This window comes from Methylocystis bryophila, from assembly GCF_027925445.1.
In the GTDB taxonomy this organism is placed as follows: Bacteria; Pseudomonadota; Alphaproteobacteria; order Rhizobiales; family Beijerinckiaceae; genus Methylocystis; species Methylocystis bryophila.
The window spans coordinates 704,685-722,163 of record NZ_AP027149.1; the positions used below are offsets into that span (position 1 = coordinate 704,685).

General features: G+C 64.1%; 17 protein-coding genes. 11 read left to right on the forward strand and 6 right to left on the reverse strand.

From position 1 onward, the window contains the following. Positions 1-19 precede the first annotated feature (19 nt). From QMG80_RS03275 to cydX, 3 genes are read left to right on the forward strand one after another with little or no spacing between them, the layout of a single operon-like run. The gene (locus QMG80_RS03275) at positions 20-1,573 is read left to right on the forward strand and encodes a cytochrome ubiquinol oxidase subunit I (RefSeq protein WP_085771511.1); all 1,554 of its coding nucleotides are present in this window, start codon (positions 20-22) and stop codon (positions 1,571-1,573) included. Between the two features lie 15 nt (positions 1,574-1,588). Beyond that, positions 1,589-2,728: a cytochrome d ubiquinol oxidase subunit II gene (gene cydB / locus QMG80_RS03280; protein ID WP_085771512.1), complete on the forward strand. Its 1,140-nt coding sequence runs from the start codon at positions 1,589-1,591 to the stop codon at positions 2,726-2,728. 15 nt (positions 2,729-2,743) lie between these two features. Next, on the forward strand, positions 2,744-2,845 hold the full coding sequence (cydX, locus tag QMG80_RS03285) for a cytochrome bd-I oxidase subunit CydX (protein ID WP_085771513.1): 102 nt from the start codon (positions 2,744-2,746) through the stop codon (positions 2,843-2,845). Positions 2,846-2,898: 53 nt separating this feature from the next. On the opposite strand, the gene QMG80_RS03290 is transcribed toward cydX, so the two are convergent. Next, positions 2,899-3,414, reverse strand: coding sequence for a dihydrofolate reductase (locus tag QMG80_RS03290; RefSeq protein WP_085771514.1), 516 nt, complete (start codon positions 3,412-3,414; stop codon positions 2,899-2,901). 565 nt (positions 3,415-3,979) lie between these two features. Between QMG80_RS03290 and QMG80_RS03295 the strand changes: the two genes are divergently transcribed. The 4 genes from QMG80_RS03295 to QMG80_RS03310 all read left to right on the forward strand — a co-directional run bounded on the left by QMG80_RS03295 (position 3,980) and on the right by QMG80_RS03310 (position 6,550). Next, positions 3,980-4,258 (forward strand): NepR family anti-sigma factor, encoded by a 279-nt coding sequence (locus tag QMG80_RS03295; RefSeq protein ID WP_085771515.1) that lies wholly within the window; start codon positions 3,980-3,982, stop codon positions 4,256-4,258. 243 nt (positions 4,259-4,501) lie between these two features. Next, positions 4,502-5,479: an acyltransferase family protein gene (locus QMG80_RS03300; RefSeq protein ID WP_245300195.1), complete on the forward strand. Its 978-nt coding sequence runs from the start codon at positions 4,502-4,504 to the stop codon at positions 5,477-5,479. Positions 5,480-5,597: 118 nt separating this feature from the next. After that, positions 5,598-6,119, forward strand: a complete 522-nt coding sequence (locus QMG80_RS03305) for a CBS domain-containing protein (RefSeq protein ID WP_085771517.1) — start codon at positions 5,598-5,600, stop codon at positions 6,117-6,119. A gap of 104 nt (positions 6,120-6,223) precedes the next feature. Beyond that, positions 6,224-6,550, forward strand: coding sequence for a rhodanese-like domain-containing protein (locus QMG80_RS03310; protein WP_085771518.1), 327 nt, complete (start codon positions 6,224-6,226; stop codon positions 6,548-6,550). 30 nt (positions 6,551-6,580) lie between these two features. On the opposite strand, the gene dgcA is transcribed toward QMG80_RS03310, so the two are convergent. Continuing rightward, on the reverse strand, positions 6,581-7,564 hold the full coding sequence (gene dgcA, locus QMG80_RS03315) for an N-acetyl-D-Glu racemase DgcA (RefSeq protein ID WP_085771519.1): 984 nt from the start codon (positions 7,562-7,564) through the stop codon (positions 6,581-6,583). Between the two features lie 142 nt (positions 7,565-7,706). On the opposite strand from dgcA, the gene QMG80_RS03320 reads away from it, so the two are divergent. From QMG80_RS03320 to QMG80_RS03330, 3 genes are read left to right on the forward strand one after another with little or no spacing between them, the layout of a single operon-like run. Continuing rightward, complete coding sequence (locus QMG80_RS03320; RefSeq protein ID WP_085773646.1) at positions 7,707-8,852, forward strand: ABC transporter permease; 1,146 nt, start codon at positions 7,707-7,709, stop codon at positions 8,850-8,852. Positions 8,853-8,886: 34 nt separating this feature from the next. Then, positions 8,887-9,729 (forward strand): ABC transporter ATP-binding protein, encoded by an 843-nt coding sequence (locus QMG80_RS03325; protein WP_085771520.1) that lies wholly within the window; start codon positions 8,887-8,889, stop codon positions 9,727-9,729. A gap of 3 nt (positions 9,730-9,732) precedes the next feature. Beyond that, a complete protein-coding gene (locus tag QMG80_RS03330) occupies positions 9,733-10,638 on the forward strand; it encodes an MlaD family protein (RefSeq protein ID WP_085771521.1) in 906 nt (301 codons plus the stop codon). Positions 10,639-10,735: 97 nt separating this feature from the next. Here the strand turns inward: QMG80_RS03330 and QMG80_RS03335 are convergent, their stop codons facing one another. From QMG80_RS03335 to glmU, 4 genes are all read right to left on the reverse strand, one after another. After that, positions 10,736-11,473 carry an ABC transporter ATP-binding protein gene (locus QMG80_RS03335; protein WP_085771522.1) on the reverse strand — a complete coding sequence of 246 codons (738 nt, stop codon included), beginning with the start codon at positions 11,471-11,473 and terminating at the stop codon, positions 10,736-10,738. Then, the gene (locus QMG80_RS03340) at positions 11,463-12,281 is read right to left on the reverse strand and encodes an ABC transporter permease (RefSeq protein ID WP_349775649.1); all 819 of its coding nucleotides are present in this window, start codon (positions 12,279-12,281) and stop codon (positions 11,463-11,465) included. The genes QMG80_RS03335 and QMG80_RS03340 overlap by 11 nt, the downstream gene beginning before the upstream one ends. A gap of 107 nt (positions 12,282-12,388) precedes the next feature. After that, complete coding sequence (glmS, locus tag QMG80_RS03345) at positions 12,389-14,218, reverse strand: glutamine--fructose-6-phosphate transaminase (isomerizing) (RefSeq protein ID WP_085771524.1); 1,830 nt, start codon at positions 14,216-14,218, stop codon at positions 12,389-12,391. A gap of 83 nt (positions 14,219-14,301) precedes the next feature. Next, positions 14,302-15,666 (reverse strand): bifunctional UDP-N-acetylglucosamine diphosphorylase/glucosamine-1-phosphate N-acetyltransferase GlmU, encoded by a 1,365-nt coding sequence (glmU, locus tag QMG80_RS03350; RefSeq protein ID WP_085773647.1) that lies wholly within the window; start codon positions 15,664-15,666, stop codon positions 14,302-14,304. A gap of 231 nt (positions 15,667-15,897) precedes the next feature. Between glmU and QMG80_RS03355 the strand changes: the two genes are divergently transcribed. After that, positions 15,898-17,439 (forward strand): OpgD/OpgG family glucan biosynthesis protein, encoded by a 1,542-nt coding sequence (locus tag QMG80_RS03355; RefSeq protein ID WP_085771525.1) that lies wholly within the window; start codon positions 15,898-15,900, stop codon positions 17,437-17,439. The last annotated feature ends 40 nt before the right edge of the window (positions 17,440-17,479 follow it).

The following is a 17,479-nucleotide window of genomic DNA, read 5'->3' on the forward strand; positions in this document are numbered from 1 at the left end:
CGAGCGAGGAGAAATCCAGATGGACGGTCTCGACGTTGCGACCTTGTCGCGGCTTCAATTCGCCTTGACCGCACTTTACCATTTTCTCTTCGTTCCCTTGACCCTCGGGCTCGCCTGGCTGCTCGCGATCATGGAGAGCGTCTATGTGATGACCGGACGCACGGTCTGGCGCGACGCGACCAAGTTCTGGGGCACGCTTTTTGGCATCAACTTCGCGATGGGCGTGGCGACCGGCGTGACGATGGAGTTCCAGTTCGGCACGAATTGGAGCTATTACTCCCATTATGTCGGCGACATCTTCGGCGCGCCGCTCGCCATCGAGGGCATCCTCGCCTTCTTTCTCGAGGCGACCTTCGTCGGGCTCTTTTTCTTCGGCTGGAATCGCCTCAGCAAGGTGCAGCATCTCGCGACGACCTGGCTGGTCGCGCTTGGCAGCAATCTTTCGGCGCTCTGGATTCTCGTCGCCAACAGTTGGATGCTCAATCCCGTTGGCTCCGAGTTCAATCCGAAGACGATGCGCATGGAGTTGACCTCCTTTACCGAGGTCCTGTTCAATCCCGTCGCGCAGTCGAAATTCGTGCATACGGTCAGCGCCGGCTATGTGACCGGGGCGATGTTCGTCCTCTCGATCAGCGCCTATTACATGCTGCGCGGTCGCCATTTCGATATTGCGCGCCGCTCCTTCCACGTCGCCGCGAGCTTCGGCCTGGCCTCGGCGCTCTCGGTCGTCGTGCTTGGCGACGAGAGCGGCTACACCACCGGCCTCAATCAAAAAATGAAGATCGCCGCAATCGAGGCGATGTGGGAGACGGAGCCCGCTCCGGCCCCCTTTACGCTTGTTGGCGTTCCGGACCTCGAGACGGAAAGGACGAAATATGCGGTCGAAATTCCCTGGGTCCTGGGCTTGATCGCGACGCGCTCTCTCGACGGGACGGTCGAAGGCATTCATCCGCTCGTCCAGAAGACGGAAGAGCGCATCCGCACTGGGCTCCCGGCGTATAAATGGCTCCAGAAAGCCGGCGGCGGGTCCGATTCCATTCCCCCCGACCTGAAGACCTCCTTCGGGGACCTCGGTTACGCCCTTCTGCTCAAGGGCGTCAGGCCTGATGTCGAGAATGCGACGGACGACGAGATCAAGAAGGCGGCGCATTCCGTCATTCCCAATGTGCCCGTGCTGTTCTGGTCGTTCCGCGTCATGGTGGCGTTGGGCTTTTACTTCATCGCGCTGTTCGGCGCGGCCTTTTATCTCTCGAGCCGTCGACGCTGCGGCAAGTCGAAGCTCTTCCTGCGCGTCGCCCTCTGGAGCCTGCCGCTGCCCTGGGTGGCCGCCGAGCTCGGCTGGATCGTCGCCGAATATGGCCGCCAGCCCTGGATCATCGACGGCGTGATGCCGACCTTCCTCGGCGTCTCGAACATACCGGCGAGCAATGTCTGGGCGAGCCTCATCGGCTTCGTCGTCTTCTACAGCGGGCTGGCCATCGTCGAGCTGATGCTCATGTTTAAATATGTGAAGCTGGGCCCGGAGGAGTCTAAGGTCTCCTCGCCAGAGCTCGTTTCCCTCCCGGCAGAGTAAGAGGAGACGTAAGCCATGATCGACTACGGAATCCTGCGTCTCATTTGGTGGGCGCTCCTCGGCGTGCTCTTGATCGGCTTCGCGGTCCTCGACGGTTTCGATCTCGGGGTCGCCATGTTGCACCCCTTCGTCGCAAGGAACGACGCCGAGCGTCGCGTGTCGATGAACACGATCGGCCCGGTCTGGGAAGGCAATCAAATCTGGTTCGTGCTCGGCGGCGGCGCCGTCTTCGCCGCCTGGCCGGTGCTCTATTCCGTCTCCTTCTCAGGCTTCTATCTCGCGATGATGCTGGTGCTGATCGGCTTCATCCTGCGTCCGGTGGCGCTGACCTATCGTTCGAAGCGACCCTCGCCGGTCTGGCGTGCGACTTGGGATTACGCCTTCTTCGTCGCGGGCCTCATTCCTTCGCTCGTCTTCGGCGTGGCCTTCGGCAATCTCCTGCTCGGCGCTCCCTTCTATTTCCAGAGCGGCCTCAATGTCCTGTATCAGGGCAATCTTCTGGGGCTTCTCAATCCCTTCGCGCTACTCTGCGGCCTGGTCAGCATCGCCATGCTGGTCATGCAGGGCGGGAGCTACCTCGCCGTGAAGACGGAAGGCGAGGTCGCGGCGCGGGCGCGACGCTATGGCGCCGTGGCGGCGATCGCGCTTGCTCTGCTCTTTGCGGTCGCGGGTTTGCTGGTCTGGAAGTTCGTCGAGGGATATGTCTGGCAGGGCGCGCCGGACTGGGAAGGCCCCTCCAACCCGACGCTGAAGACCGTCACGCGTCAGGCGGGCGCCTGGCTCGCGAATTATGGTCGCGCGCCGATCACGATCGCTCTGCCAATCCTCGGGTTGGTCGGGGCGGTGGGCGCGGCCGTGACGCTCTTTGCGGGATGGGCCAGGACGGCCCTCACGCTAAGCAGCGCCGCGATCGCTGGCGTGATCCTGACGGCGGGGGTGAGCCTCTTTCCCTTCCTCATGCCCTCCTCGAGCTATCCGGACCATAGTCTGACCGTGTGGGATTCATCCTCCAGCCGGTCGACGCTGTTTCTGATGCTGCTCGTCGTGGTCGTGTTCCTGCCCATCGTGCTCGCCTACACCTTCTGGGCCTATCGCGTTTTCCGCGGCCTCGTGAGCGTGGCGGCGATCGAGCGCGGCGACGATTACAACTACTGAAAGGAGCGCAAGCCGATGTGGTATTTTTCCTGGGTTCTCGGCCTCGGCCTCGCCTGCTCCTTCGCGATCCTCAACGCAATGTGGCTGGAGCTTGAGGAATACAGTGAGGAGAAGTAGCTCGATCACGCTGCGTTGAGGCGGAATCGCCTGAATGCGGAAAGCGTGATCGATTAGCCCCGGCGCCGCTCGAGCGTCACGAAGGCGTAGTCGGCCTCGTCCCTCGGACCGCGCTCCGGCGCGACGCGCGCCGTCTCTCTCCACCTGGCGAGATCGAAGGGCGGGAGATAGGCGTCGCCTTCGGGAGCGAGGTCGATCTCGGTGAGCTCGACGCGGTCGGTGGCCTCGAGCAAGGCGCGATAGATTTCGCCGCCGCCGCCGATGCAGATTTCCTTCGCTCCCGAAGCGCGGGCGATTTCGCGCGCAATCTCCAGCGCTTCGTCTGGGCTTCGGGCGAAACGCGCGCCGGGCGCCGAGAGGCTCGGGCGCCGCGTCACGATCACGAGCTCGCGGCCCAGCAAGGGGCGCGGCAGCGCCTCGAAGGTGCGCCGCCCCATGATCAAGGGCTTCCCCATCGTCAACGCCTTGAAGCGTTTGAGATCACCGGAAATGCGCCAGGGAAGGCCGCCCTCGGCCCCTATGACGCCGTTTTTCGCCACGGCGACGATCGCGACGACCTCGGGCTTCACGCCGGTCCGCCCAGAGCAAGTCCCGGAAAACTGCGAAGCGGCCTTCCGAACAGGACTTGCTCTAAGATTTTGATTTGGAGCCGGTCCTTTGCAATCGCGTGACTCCACGCGATCGGGACGCGCTCTCGAGCGCGATGCGAAAAAATGGACGCCGGTTTTTCGCACAAAACGCGCGCTCTACCTTTTTGGAATCGATCACCTTTTCCGCGTTCAGGCGATTCCGCCTGAGCGCCGCGTGATCTGCCGCTTCTCCATTTCACAGATTTTATCAGTCCCCGCTCCGCCTGTCTCCGACCCTGGAGCGCGATGTGGAAAAGTGGAACCGGTTTCTCGCGCCTATCCACTAAGTACTTGAATTTAAGCAGTTATCTGAGTTTGAGAGATTCCGCTCAAACGACGCCTGATCTAGCTGAGAAGTAACCTTTCAGCAATAATAAGGTGTTAACTATGAAGATTGGGAAAACCGTAGAAACATCTACGCCGGTTTTTCGACACGAACCGACCTTATTCTCGACCCAGGCGCATTTGAAGCTGCCTGCTCCCGGGAAAGTCTGGAGGGTCTCAGATGCGTTCGAAACCGTCGCCCGCGCTTCAGGTCAGCGAGCAAATCGGCAAGGAGCTGAGAGCGATCTACGACGGAGTCCTCCATGAGCCGATTCCCGACCGGTTTCGCGCGCTGATCGAGCGTTTGGGAGAAGAGGCGGGATCGGCGGCGCCAGATCCGCGACTGGCCTCGACTCTCGCTCCGCAGCCAGCCTCCTCCCCCACTCGCTTGGGCCCGGTAGAGCGCGATGCGAAAAAGTGGAAACCGGTTTTTCGCACAAATCGCGCTCTAAACTTTTAGAATCGATCACGTTTTCTGCCCTCAGGCGACTCCGCCTGAACGCAGCGTGATCTCGCGCTCCCGCGCTCCTAGCGGGTCTGCGCGACCTCTGCAGAAGCTGCCGGGCAGCGTGCGACCCGATGCCGCGCGTATTTTACTCTCTCAGCAGATAGACTTCGCTCCACGCCAGGAATTTTACTGGACAAGTTCGGAGCGACAATGTCCGAGGGATCGGATCCATTCGCGTCGCCGGGAGCCTTCAGAATGGCTCTGGCGCTCTCGGTCTTTCTGCATCACACGACGAGCTACAATATCGGCATGTCGGCCGTGCTGATTTTCTTCGTCTTGAGCGGCTATTGGGTCGCAACCATGTGGGCCGCGACCTATTCGAAGACGCGCGCGCCCTATCTCACCTTTGTCGTCTCGCGCTTCTGGCGCATCGCGCCGGTCTTCGCGCTGTGCTCGGTGATCACCTGGGGGCTGCTCTATTGGCGTGGCGAAGCGCCCGCCGTGATCGGAAGCCACGCCCGTCAGGTTTTCTCGAACCTCTTCATCCTGGGCTACAACAGCTTGCCCTTTCAGGCCAATGTGCCGGGCTGGTCGCTCGATATGGAGCTGCAGTTCTATTTGGTCGCGCCTCTCGTCATTTTCCTTCTCTCGAAAAGCATCCACGTCCTCGCCATTTTCGTTTTGACCACGGTGCTGTCGCAATGGCTCGGAGGGGCGGCGACAGTCGCGCCCTTCATCATCTTCTTCGCGCTCGGCGTCGCCTCGGCGATCTATGGCCTGAAGCCGAGCCGCGCGCTCGCCTACCGGTCCCTTCTCGCTACGCTCGCGCTGCTATTTATCTTCGCGGCGCTGTTCGTGAAGAACATCGCGCTGGGCGAGCTGCAGGGCAGAGACCTCGTGGCCTTGAGCAGCACGAGCAATCTTCTCGTCGCGGTGATGATGACGCCCTTCGCGCTTTATACGGTGCGACAGAAGAGCGGCCCGGTCGACCGCATGCTCGGCGATCTGACCTATATTGTCTATCTGCTACATTGGCCTGTGCTCGGCGCGATTCAGACCGGCGAGGGATCCTACGGGAACCGCCTATGGCTCTGCTCCGAGGCGCTCGTCATCATTCTGGCCGTGTCTTTTGTGGTTTGGCGATACTTCGATCATCCGCTCAACCAATGGCGCGCCGCCTGGGTTGCGAGCCGAAAGCTGCCGGCTTCGGCGGCGGCGCGATTTGCCGGCTGACCGGCCTCTCGGGCGCACCGCCCGCTTCGCAAAATCTTCCGCGGCGGTTGGCGAAAGGACGAAAATCGGCTTCACTCGCGCGCCGCGCTGCGCGACAGAATCCAGGAGGTCATGCCCCGTGAAGATCAAGGATCGTCCTGAATTCGCCGGCAAGCCCCAGGCCTTCTCGCTCCGGGGCGAAGAGACGGTCGCGACTGCGGTCACGACGATGGTGGAGCGCAACATCGGCTCGGTCGTCATTGTCGACGCCGATATGAAAGTTCAGGGCATTGTCACGGAGCGCGATATTTTGCGCTTCGTGGCGGAAAATCTCGATCCCAAGGCGACGCCGCTCTCGAGCGTCATGTCGACCGAGATGAAGACGGCACGGCTCGACGACGACGATATGGAGTGGCTCCAGCACATGTCGCAGGAGCGATTTCGGCATCTGCCCATCGTCGACGACCAGGGCCGCCTGATCGGCCTCCTGTCGCAAGGCGATTTCGTCGCCCAGACCTGGGAAGATCTGCTGCAGTCCATCCGCAAGAAGACGCAGGCGACGTTTCGGCAGCCGACCACGCAAGTGGTCGGCGCGCTGGTCCTCTACACCTTCGCGATTATCGTGATGTCACGGTTTTGGCAGGGGTTTTCGTTTCGTTAGAGCCGGTCCCCAAGTTGGATCGACTCTTGCGAGCGCTTCTGGGACGCCTGGACGCCGCCGGGCTTTTGTGGCATCCGCGTGACGATCGAGCCCAGAGGAAAACCATGGCCCAATTCAACGACATCCCGCTTCATGAGCTGCAACAGGGCCTCGCGGACGGCACGGTGACGCTCGTCGACGTGCGCGAGCAGGACGAATGGAACGCCGGCCATATCAAGGGCGCGCAATTCCTGCCGCTCTCGAGATTCGATCCGGCCAAGCTGCCCGCGCCCGAAGCGGGCAAGAAAATCGTGATCTATTGCCGCTCCGGCAAACGCTCGGTTACCGCCATGGAGCAGGCGCGGCTCGGCGGACGCCGGGACTGCGACACGCATCTGGGCGGCGGCATTCTGGCCTGGGTCAACGCCGGGCTCGAGGTCGAGAAGGCGTAGAAGCGGGGGGCGAGCCTCCAGGCTCGCCCCTCAGCCCCACAGCTCCGGCGCCGACGGAAACGCCTTTGAGCCTTCGTAGACGAGCCCCGGCTCCCGGTCTTTGGCCAGCAGCAGCGGCCCGTCCAGGTCGACCCAATCGGCGAATTGGCCGATCAGCATCGCCGGCGCCATGGCGAGCGAGCTTCCGACCATGCAGCCGGCCATGATCTTGAGCCGAAGACGCCGGGCTTCCTTCGCCATCGCGAGCGCCTCGGTCAGCCCGCCGGTTTTGTCGAGCTTGATATTGACCGCGTCATAGCGGTCGCAGAGCGCCTCAAGGTCCTCACGCGCATGGGCGCTCTCGTCGGCGCAGACCGGCACGGGCCGTGCCACGCGGGCAAGAAGCCCGTCCGCCCCGGCTGGCAGCGGCTGCTCGATGAGATCGACCCCAACCCGCGCGCAAGCCTCGAAATTTTTCTCGAGATCCGCTTCGCGCCAGGCCTCATTGGCGTCGACGATGAAGCGCGCCCGCGGCGCTCCGGCGCGCACCGCCGCAAGACGGTCGGCGTCGCCGTCGCCCGCGAGCTTCACCTTGAGCAGCGGCCAGTCTGCGGCGGCCTTTGCGGCGGCAAACATTTCGTCGGGGGTCCCCACTGAGAGCGTGAGCGCCGTGACGAGCGGTTGCAGCGCCTCGACCCCCGCGATCTCCGCGACCGGACGGCCGGCGCGTTTGGCTTCGAGGTCGAAGAAGGCGCAGTCGAGCGCGTTGCGCGCTGCGCCCGGCGGCAGCAGTTCCTGCAGGGCGGCGCGGTCCGCCCCTTTCGCGAGCGCTCCGCGCAGGCTTTCGATCGCGGCGACGACCCCCTCGACGCTCTCGCCGTAGCGGGCATAGGGCACGCATTCGCCGCGCCCCCGATGCGCGCCCTCTTTCAGCGTCGCGGTGACGACGCGCGCCTTCGTCTTCGCGCCGCGCGCGATGACGAAACGGCCGGCGATCGGGAAGACGTCGATCGCGATGCTCAGCTCATATCCCATAGAGGGCTCGCTTTTTTCCAAAATCCCCGGGGCCGGCGCCGCGGCGCTTGCCGGCGGGCGGGCTCGACACGGCCTCAAGGCGAAGCTAAGAGGGCTCGCAAGCGTTTATAGCGCCCGCATGATCTGGGCGCACCGAGGCGCGATGACGAGCAAGGCCGCAATGGCGCCGCCGGAGATCTCCGGTCAGGCATCTGGAGAGGCGCGACGCTTGGCGTTGACGGGCGCCTGGACGATCGCCGCCGCGCGCAAGCTGGAGCGGGCCGCACAAGAGCTCGTGAAACGCGGCCGCGGCGCGCGCGCCGTGGCGATTGATCTTTCCTCGCTCGAGCTTCTCGACACCGCGGGCGCCCTCGCGGTGAACGACGCGCGCCACGAGCTTGCCGAAAAGGGCGTCCTCGCCTCCTTCGAGGGGGCGAGCGCCGAGCACGCCCTGCTCCTGGAGCGCGTGGGCTTTCGCGAAACCTTGCCCGCCTCCCGGCCGGTCCATCCGATCCTTGCGACGCTCGGCGACCTCGGCGAGCAGATCGTCATGGGCCTGCGCGACGCCTTCGTCATCGTCGCTTTTCTCGGCCAGTTCGTCCTCGCGATGGCGCGGGTCGTGCGAAAGCCGAGACTCTTTCGCGGCGTCTCCGTCGTCTATCAGATGGAGAATTTCGCGCTGCGCAGCATACCGATCATCGTGACGATCAACATCACGGTCGGCGCGATCGTCGCGCAGCAAGGAATCTACGAGCTGCTGCGGTTCGGCGCGAGCATCTATGTCGTCGATCTCGTCGGCATATTGGTGCTGCGCGAGCTCGGGGTGCTGCTCACCTCCATCATGGTCGCCGGCCGCTCGGGCTCCGCCATCACGGCCGAGATCGGCTCGATGAAGGTGCGCGAGGAGGTGGACGCGCTGCGCTCCATGGGCATGTCGCCCATGGAGGTGCTCGTCATTCCCCGTATTCTCGCGCTCATTGTGTCGCTGCCGATCCTGACCTTCATCGCCGACATATCGGCGCTTTTCGGGGGCATCATGATGTCCTGGTGGTATGGTGGCATCACGCCCTCGGAGTTCTCCGGGCTGCTGCAGACCGCGGTCAGCGTGAGGACCTTCTCGGTCGGCCTGATCAAGGCGCCCTTCATGGCGCTGGTGATCGGCCTCATCGCCACGCAGGAGGGATTGGCGACGGCGGGCTCGGCCGAGTCGCTCGGCTGGCGCGTCACCGCTTCGGTCGTCAAAAGCATCTTCACCGTCATCATCCTCGACGGCCTTTTTGCGATGTTCTTTACCGCGATCAACTATTGAGGGAGCCAGAGAAGCTGAGACGGCGAGAAGGAAGATGAAGGCGGCGCGCGCGATGGACGGCGGGAACGGGGCGGAGGCTGGCCGCGAGGTCGTCATTCGAGTGCGCGATCTCGTCATCGAGTTCGGCCGGAACCGGGTCATGAAGGGCCTCAACCTCGATGTCTATCGCGGCGAGGTGCTGGGTTTCGTCGGCGGCTCGGGCCAGGGGAAATCGGTGCTGACCCGCGCGATCCTCGGGCTGCTTCCCAAGACCGCGGGCCGCATCGAGATTTTCGGCCATGACCGCGATTCCCTAAGCGAAAGGGATCTGCGCCTCTTGGAGCGCCGCTGGGGCGTGCTGTTCCAAAACGGCGCGCTATTCTCGGGATTGACCGTCAAGCAGAACATTCAGTTGCCGATGCGCGAGCGCTTCGATCTCTCGCAGCGCTTCATGGACGAGCTCGCAATGCTCAAGATCGAGCTCGTCGGGCTGCCGCCGAGCGCCGCGGACAAAATTCCGTCGGAATTGTCAGGCGGCATGGTCAAGCGCGCCGCGCTCGCGCGAGCCCTCGCGCTCGACCCGGAGCTGGTGTTTCTCGACGAGCCCACCTCGGGGCTCGATCCGATCGGCGCCGCAGAGTTCGACCGACTCATCGGCACGCTCAAAAAGACGCTCGGGCTGACAGTCTTCATGGTGACTCACGATCTCGACAGTCTCTACGCGATCTGCGATCGCGTCGCGGCGCTCTACGACGGCAAGGTGATCGGAGAAGGCCCCATGGAGACCGTGCTCGCCTCAGAGGAGCCTTGGCTGCGCGCCTATTTCCACGGGGAGCGGGGCGGGCGGCTCATCGCTTCCCGCAGCTTGCGGGCGCACGGAGCGGAAGGAAGGGACTGAGCTATGGAAACCCGGGCCAGCTTTGTGGCGGTCGGCGCTTTGGCGCTCGCCGCGGCCTTCGGCGCCTTCGTCTTCGTCTATTGGATTTCGGGACCCGGCAAGACCGCGGAGCTCAAAACCTACCAGGTCGTCGTGCGCGGCTCCGTCGACGGGCTCGCGCGGGGCAGCGCGGTTCAGTTCAACGGCCTGAAGGTCGGCGAGGTCACGAGCCTGACCATCGACGACAAGGATCCGAGCCTCGTCGATCTGCTGATCAACATCGACAAGAAGACGCCGGTCAAGACCGACACGCGGGCGCGGCTGGAGCAGCGGCTTTTGACAGGCGTGGCGATCGTCTCGCTCGTCGGCGCGACGCCCGAGGCGCCGCCGCTCGTCGCGAAGCCCGGCGAAAAATATCCGCGCATCGCCGCCGAGCCCTCGGAAATCCGCAACCTCGTGGAGAATATTCAGCGCCTGTCGTCGCGCGCGACCAATGTGCTGGAGAAGATGGACAGACTGCTCGAGGATAATTCCGGCCCGCTCACCGCCTCGATCAAAAATGTCGAGACCTTCAGCAAGGCCCTCGCGGACAACAGCGAGCCGACGGCGAGCCTCATTCAGGACTCCGCCGCCTTCATGCGCTCGCTAAAGCCGGTCGCGGAGAAGTTTGATCATCTGATCAGCAGCGCCGACAAAACCATCAAGGCGCTCGACCCCAAGACCGTGAAGTCCATCGCCGATAATCTCGCGGGGCTTACGGAGAACATCAACCGCTTCTCGCAGTCGGGCCTGCGCCAATATGAGCAGCTCGCCATCGACGCCCGCCACGCCGTCGAAACGCTCAACAAGGCGGCCAAAAGCTTCGATCGCGACCCGTCGCAGGTGATCTTCGGGCCGAGCTCGGCGCTGCCCGAGGTGAAGGGGCATTGAACCGAAGGCCGCGAGCCTCTGTCTCGCCGGTCGTCATTGTGAGATTCGTCCCGACGCGCCTCGCAATGACGGCGGGGAGGTTGCCTCGGCGCCGCCCTCAGGCCGCCATGGCCTGCCGGTAGGCGGCGACGACTTCCGCCGGGTCGCCATCGGCCTTCACGACGCCGTTCTCCAGCCAGATCACGCGGGTGCACAGCTCGCAGATGAAGTCCAGCGAGTGCGAGACGATCAGCGACGTGCCGGTCTTGGCGAAATCGGCGATATAGGCCTCGCATTTCTTCTGAAAAGTCTCGTCGCCCACGGACAGCGCCTCGTCGACGATCAGAATATCGGCTTTGACAAAGACGCAGATGGCGAAGGCGACGCGCGCGACCATGCCGCTCGAATAGGTGCGCATGGGCTCCTCGAAGGCCGCGCCAATATCTGCGAAACTTTTGATGTCCTCGATGCAGGCGTCGACCTCCCGGCGCGAGAGCCCAAGGATCGCCGCGCCGATGCGGGCGTTTTCCCGACCCGTCAGCAGGCCGTCGAAGGCGGAGCCTAGCGCGAGGATGGGCGCAATGCGGCCGCCCACATAGAACTGGCCGCGCGTCGGCCGCGTAATGCCGCACAGGACTTGCAGGAGCGTCGTCTTGCCGGCGCCGTTGCGCCCGATGAGGCCGACGCATTCCCCTTGCGATATCTCGAAGGTGACGTCGTTGAGCACCCATTTTTCGCGGTAGTAGCGCTGCCAGGAGCCGAAGAGAATCTGCTTCAGCTGATCGTTCTGATGGGCGTAGAGCTGGAACGCCTTGGCGAGCCCCTGGGCGGTGATCATGACCGGGTTAGATGACATCGACGATCACCGATTTGTAGCGCATGAAGAACTGGTATCCGAAGAGGAATACCGCATAGGAGATGGCGACGATGACCAGATAGGCAAAGGGATTGGGCAGCCGGCCGTGCAGCGTGATGTCGCGCATCATCTCGATATAGTCGCCGATCGGATTGAGCCTCAGCCAGATCGCCAGATTGCCCGGCACCTGGCTGAAATTGTAGAACACCGGCGTGCCGAACATCAGGATCGGTATGACCGAGGCCATCACATGCGCCACGTCGCGCGTGAAGGCCCCGAGCGCCATCAGGAACCACACGATCCCCAGAATGAAGAGCGTGAAGGGGATGATGATGAAGGGCGCGAGGACGATCGTCCAGTGGAAGCTGCCGCCCGTCACCAATCGGAACACGACGAAGACCAGAAAGGCGACACCCGCATAGGTGAGTTGGCGGATCGTCACGGTCCAGGCGATCGTCTCGCTGGGGAAAATCGACTTCTTGACGAAATTCACATGCTCGTGGAGCAGCATCGGCGCGCGATAGGCCAATTCACTGAACAGGTTGAACATGATCAGGCCGACGAAAATGTTCGCGGCGTAATTCGCGACGCCCGTGGGGGCGGCGAGCTCCGGCAGGGTGAGCGAAAAGATCGCCGTGTAGGTCAGCATCATGATGAGCGGCGAAAGCACCGCCCAGAGCGGCCCAAGCATCGAGCCGCGGAAACGCGAGATGAACTCCCGACGCGCGATGGCGCGGATCAGCTCCTTGTGTTGCCAAGCCCGTGTGAAGGGCTCGACGATCTGGGGCGGCGCGGCAAAGGACGACAGTTTGGCATTCCTTCGTTACGTGGAACAGGCGGGCATAGGCCAGCCTGGGGCGCGCTCTGTCAATGGCGCTCCCAATCGCCGTGAAAAGACGCCAAAAAAAAGGCGCGCTATTCCACCGTCACGCTCTTTGCGAGATTGCGAGGCTGATCCACGTCCTTCCCCATGAAGACGGCGACGTGATAGGCGAGGAGCTGCGCGGGGATCGCATAGACGAGGGCCGCAAAGGCGCCGGCCGCCTCCTCGGGCATTTCCAGAAAGCCGGCAAGATCCGCCGCTGCGGCCTTGCGGGCGCTCTCCGGGCCGATCAGGATCAAATGGCCGCCCCGCGCCGCGACCTCCTGCAGGTTGGAGACGGTTTTCTCCAGGCTCGCGTCATGGGGGGCGAGCACGATGACCGGCATCGCATAGTCGATCAGCGCGATGGGGCCGTGCTTCAGCTCGCCGGCCGCATAGCCTTCCGCATGGATGTAGGAGAGCTCCTTGAGCTTCAGCGCGCCCTCCAGCGCCAGCGGATAGGCGGGGCCGCGGCCGAGGTAAAGCGCGCTCGAGGCGCGCGCGACGTCACGCGCCAGCGGCTCGACGCGCGCCTCGTTCTTCAAGGCCTGCGCCATCAGGGCCGGCGTCGCGATGAGTTCGGCGACCAGCGCCTTCTCCTGCGCCTCGCTCAGCACGCCGCGCGCCCGTCCGAGCGCCAGCGCGAGACAGGCGAAGACCGCGAGCTGGCAGGTGAAGGCCTTGGTGGAGGCGACGCCGATCTCGGGGCCGGCGAGGATCGGCGCGGCGATCTCGCTCTCGCGCGCGATGGTCGAGGTGTCGACATTGACGATGGCCAGAACATGCTGACCCTCGGCCTTGGCGTAGCGCAGCGCCGCGAGCGTGTCGGCGGTCTCGCCCGACTGCGAGACGACGATCATCAGCCCGCCCTCGGCGAGCGGCGCCTCGCGGTATCGGAACTCGGAGGCGATGTCGATGTCGACGGGCAGCCGCGCGAAGCGCTCGAGCCAGTAGCGCGCGACGACCCCGGCGTAGAAAGCCGTGCCGCAGGCGGAAATCGTCACGCGCGTCAAAGCCTTCGGGTCGAAGGGAAGCTCGAAGGGCAGGCGCACGGTCCCCTTCGCGAGATCGAGATAATGCGCCAGCGCGCGGCCCACGACCTCGGGCTGCTCGTGAATTTCCTTCGCCATGTAGTGACGATAATTGCCCTTGTCGACGAGCAGCGATCCCGCCTGCAATGGCTTGCGCGCGCGCTCGACGATCGCATCCGCGCCGTTGCGAATGACGGCGCGCTCGCGCGACAGCTCAACCCAATCGTCTTCCTCGAGATAGATGATCTGGTTTGCGAAGGGCGCGAGCGCCAAGGCGTCGGAGCCGAGATAGGCCCCGTTCGGACCCAAGCCCACGGCGAGCGGCGAGCCGCGCCGCGCGCCGATGAGGAGATCCTCCTCGCCCTCGAAGAGAAACACCAGCGCGAAGGCGCCTTTGAGCCGCTTCAGGGCGCGTCCGACCGCCTCGCGCGGCGCGGCGCCCCCGCGCAGCTCCTCCTCGACGAGATGCGCGACGGCTTCCGAATCCGTCTCGCTCGCGAAGACATGGCCTTTGGCGATGAGCTCCTCGCGCAGCTCGCGGAAATTCTCGATGATGCCATTGTGGACGACGGCGACCTTGTCGGCCGCATGCGGATGCGCGTTGTTCTCGGTCGGTCGTCCATGTGTCGCCCAGCGCGTGTGGCCGACGCCGATATGGCCCTTGAGGGGCTGGGAAGCGAGCTTGTCCTCGAGATTGCGTAGTTTGCCGCTGGCGCGCACGCGCGTGAGCTTTCCGTCTTCGAGCGTGGCGATCCCGGCGGAATCATAGCCGCGATATTCGAGACGGCGCAGGGCTTCCAAGATGTCGCGGGCGACGGGTTCGCGACCGAGAATTCCGACGATGCCGCACATGGATAGCCTCCATTCCTCGCGATATGTGTTTCAGGAATCTTATTTTCAGCAGAACCCGAGGCCAAGAGGCCAAAGCGCAGCGCTCATTTCTCAGCCTTCTTCGCGCTCTGCTTCTCACGGAAGAACCGCGCCCAGCCGGCTTTCTCGACCTGCCGTCCCCGCGCGATGGCGAGCGCGTCGGCGCTCACATCCTTGGTGACCACAGAGCCCGAGCCGACATAGGCGCCGGCGCCGACCGTCACCGGCGCGACCAGCGACGAGTTGGAGCCGATGAAGGCGCCTTCGCCGATGACCGTGCGATATTTCAGGAAGCCGTCGTAATTGCAGGTGATTGTCCCCGCGCCGATATTGGCCTCGGCCCCGACCTCGGCGTCGCCGAGATAGGTGAGATGGCTGACCTTGGCGCCGGGGCCGATCTTGGCCGCCTTGATCTCCACGAAATTGCCGACCTTGGCGCCCTCGCCGAGATCCGCGCCGGGGCGCAGCCGCGCGAAGGGGCCGACATGGGCGCCCGGCCCGATCTTGGCGGATTCAATGTGCGAAAAGGCGTGGATCACCGCGCCCTCGCCGATCTCGACCTTGGGGCCGATCCAGACATGCGGCTCGATCGTCACGTCGCGCGCGATCTTGGCGTCGGCGCAGAGATAGACGGATGAGGGGTCGATCATCGTGACGCCGCTCTCCATGGCGGCGCGTCGCAGGCGATTCTGCGCGATCCGCTCGGCCTCGGCGAGCTGGACGCGATCGTTCACGCCCAGAACCTCGCTTTCCTCGCCGAGAACGACGCTGGCTTTCAGTCCCGCGGCGCGCGCCAGCTTCACGACGTCGGTGAGATAGAACTCGCCCTTCGCGTTGCGATCGTCGATTTGTGTGAGCAGCTCGAGCGCGCGGCGCCCGTCCAGCGCCATGAGGCCGGCGTTGCAGAGGTCGACGGCGCGTTCTGCGGGGCTTGCGTCCTTCTCCTCCTTGATGGCGAGGAGCGCGCCTGAGGAATCTTGCACCAGCCTGCCGTAGCCGAGAGGCGAGGCGGGACGAAAGCCGAGGACCGCGACCGTCGCGCCTTCGGCGAGCGCGCGCCGCAGCGCCTGCATCGTCTCTGGCGTCACAAGCGGCGTATCCGCGAAGAGAATGAGAAGATCGTCGCAACCCGACGCCAGAGCGTCGCGCGCCGCGAGAACCGCATGGGCGGTGCCGCGCCGTTGCTCCTGCACAAAAACCTGCGACTGAGGCCATGCGCGCCGGGCCTCGGCGCGCACGTCGTCACGACCGGGGCCGATGACGACGGCGACGTCGGCGATGCGAGACTTCTCGACGCTCGCCAGCACATGAGCGAGCATCGAGCGGCCCGCGACCCGGTGAAGAACCTTCGGCAAAGCCGATTTCATGCGCGTGCCTTCGCCAGCGGCGAGCACAACGGCGAGAGCGCGGCGCTCTTCCAAGGATGACATGCGCGGCGGCGATCCTTTGCTTGAGCGTGACGAAAAACGGTCGCGCTCTTTTATCAGTTTCGGCGGAGATTCGAAGTCCGGATGGCGATTTTGAGGCGCCGAGCGCCTGGACCGCGTATAGACCGGAAATCCGCCGCGCCGTCCCAAGAATTCCGTTTCGGAACCTCTAGGTTCTCGTATAGAGGTAGCAAAGGGTCCGCGGGGCGGCGCCTCCCTGGGTTTGCGCAACAGATGGTCCAACGTCGAGAATTGTTGAGGGGAGCGCTGGGAGCGCTCGCCGCCGCCGCCGTCGCGCCGCCCGGCGAGAGCGCGAAGGCGCAGGGCTCAGTCCAGGAGCAAGGCGTCCCGTTCACGCGCGACGGCCTGTTGGCGCGCGCGCGCGACTTCCTCAAGCAGCCTTTTGCGGCCCCGAGCGCCGAGCTTCCCGATTATTTTGCGCGGCTGACGCGCGAGCAATTCGAGGCGACAGAGCTGCTCCCGGAGGCCCGGGTCTGGGCTTCTGAGCGAAAGAACTTCACGATCGAGCCGCTGCTTCGCGGATGGGTCTATGGCGCGCCGGTCAAGATTTTCCTCGTGGACGGCGGCAAGGCCGAGCTGCTGCGCCCCGCTTCGCAACAATACTCATTCGGATCGCAAAAGCCGCCGGACCGATTGCCGGAGTCGGCTTTCGCGGGCTTTCGCGTTTGGCCGAGCTTCGCCGCCGGGCAGACAGCCCCAGGAGCCGCCTGCCTGCAGTTTCTGGGGGCGAATTTCTATCGCGCCAAGGCCGCCGGCCAGAGAAAATGGGGCGTGACAGCGCGCGGACTGTCGATCCGCACCGCCGATCCGGGTGAGGAATATCCGGTCTTTCGGGAATTTTATGTCGAGACGCCGCCCGCCGGAGAAGACACGCTGGTCATTCACGCCCTTCTCGACTCTGCGAGCGTCGTCGGCGTTTACACCTTCACCCTGCGCACCAATGAGGCGACAATTCTCGACGTAGAGCTCACGCTTCTGCCGCGCGTCGAGCTCGACCATATCGGGCTTGCGAGCCTTGCCGGCGCGTCCTTCTTCACGCCGCTGGATCAACGGCGTCTCGACGATATTCGCCCCGCCGCCTCCGAAATGAACGGGCTGCAAATCCATACGGGCGGCAACGAGTGGCTGTGGCGCCCGCTCTCCAATCGCAACAGTCTGCAGTTCTCCTCCTTCATCGACGCCAATCCGAAGGGTTTCGGCTTTCTCACGCGCAATCGCGACATCGCCGCCTACCAGGATGACGACGAGCATTGGGAGCAGCGTCCTTCGATCTGGATCGAGCCGCATCACGACTGGGGAGAGGGCTCGGTGCAGCTTGTCGAGATTCCTTCCGAGTCGGAGCTCAATCAGAACATCGTCGCCTATTGGCGACCCAAGGACCGCCTTGCTGCAAATTCCGAGAAAAAATTCGCCTACCGCCAGTTCTGGTGCTGGAGTCCGCCCACCCGGCCCCCGCTCGCGGTGGTTTCCGCGGCGAGGAGCGGCCGCGGCGCCTTGCCCAAGCATCGCCGTTTTGTCGTGGTCTTCAGTGGAGAGGCTTTGGGTGACCCGGCGCGTCCGCCTGCGCAAGCGAGCCTCAGCGCAAAGCCGGGGTCGTTCTTGAAGCTGCATGACGAATTCGATCCCGCGAGCAAGACGCACCGCGTCGTGTTCGAGCTTGACCCGAACGGAGAGACCTTCAGCGAGCTGCGGCTCGAGCTCAAAGTGGGTGAGGAGAAGGTTAGCGAATCCTGGATTTATAGATGGACGCTGTAAACGAGACGCCAGAGATCTCCTCGCCGCAGACGACCCTGCT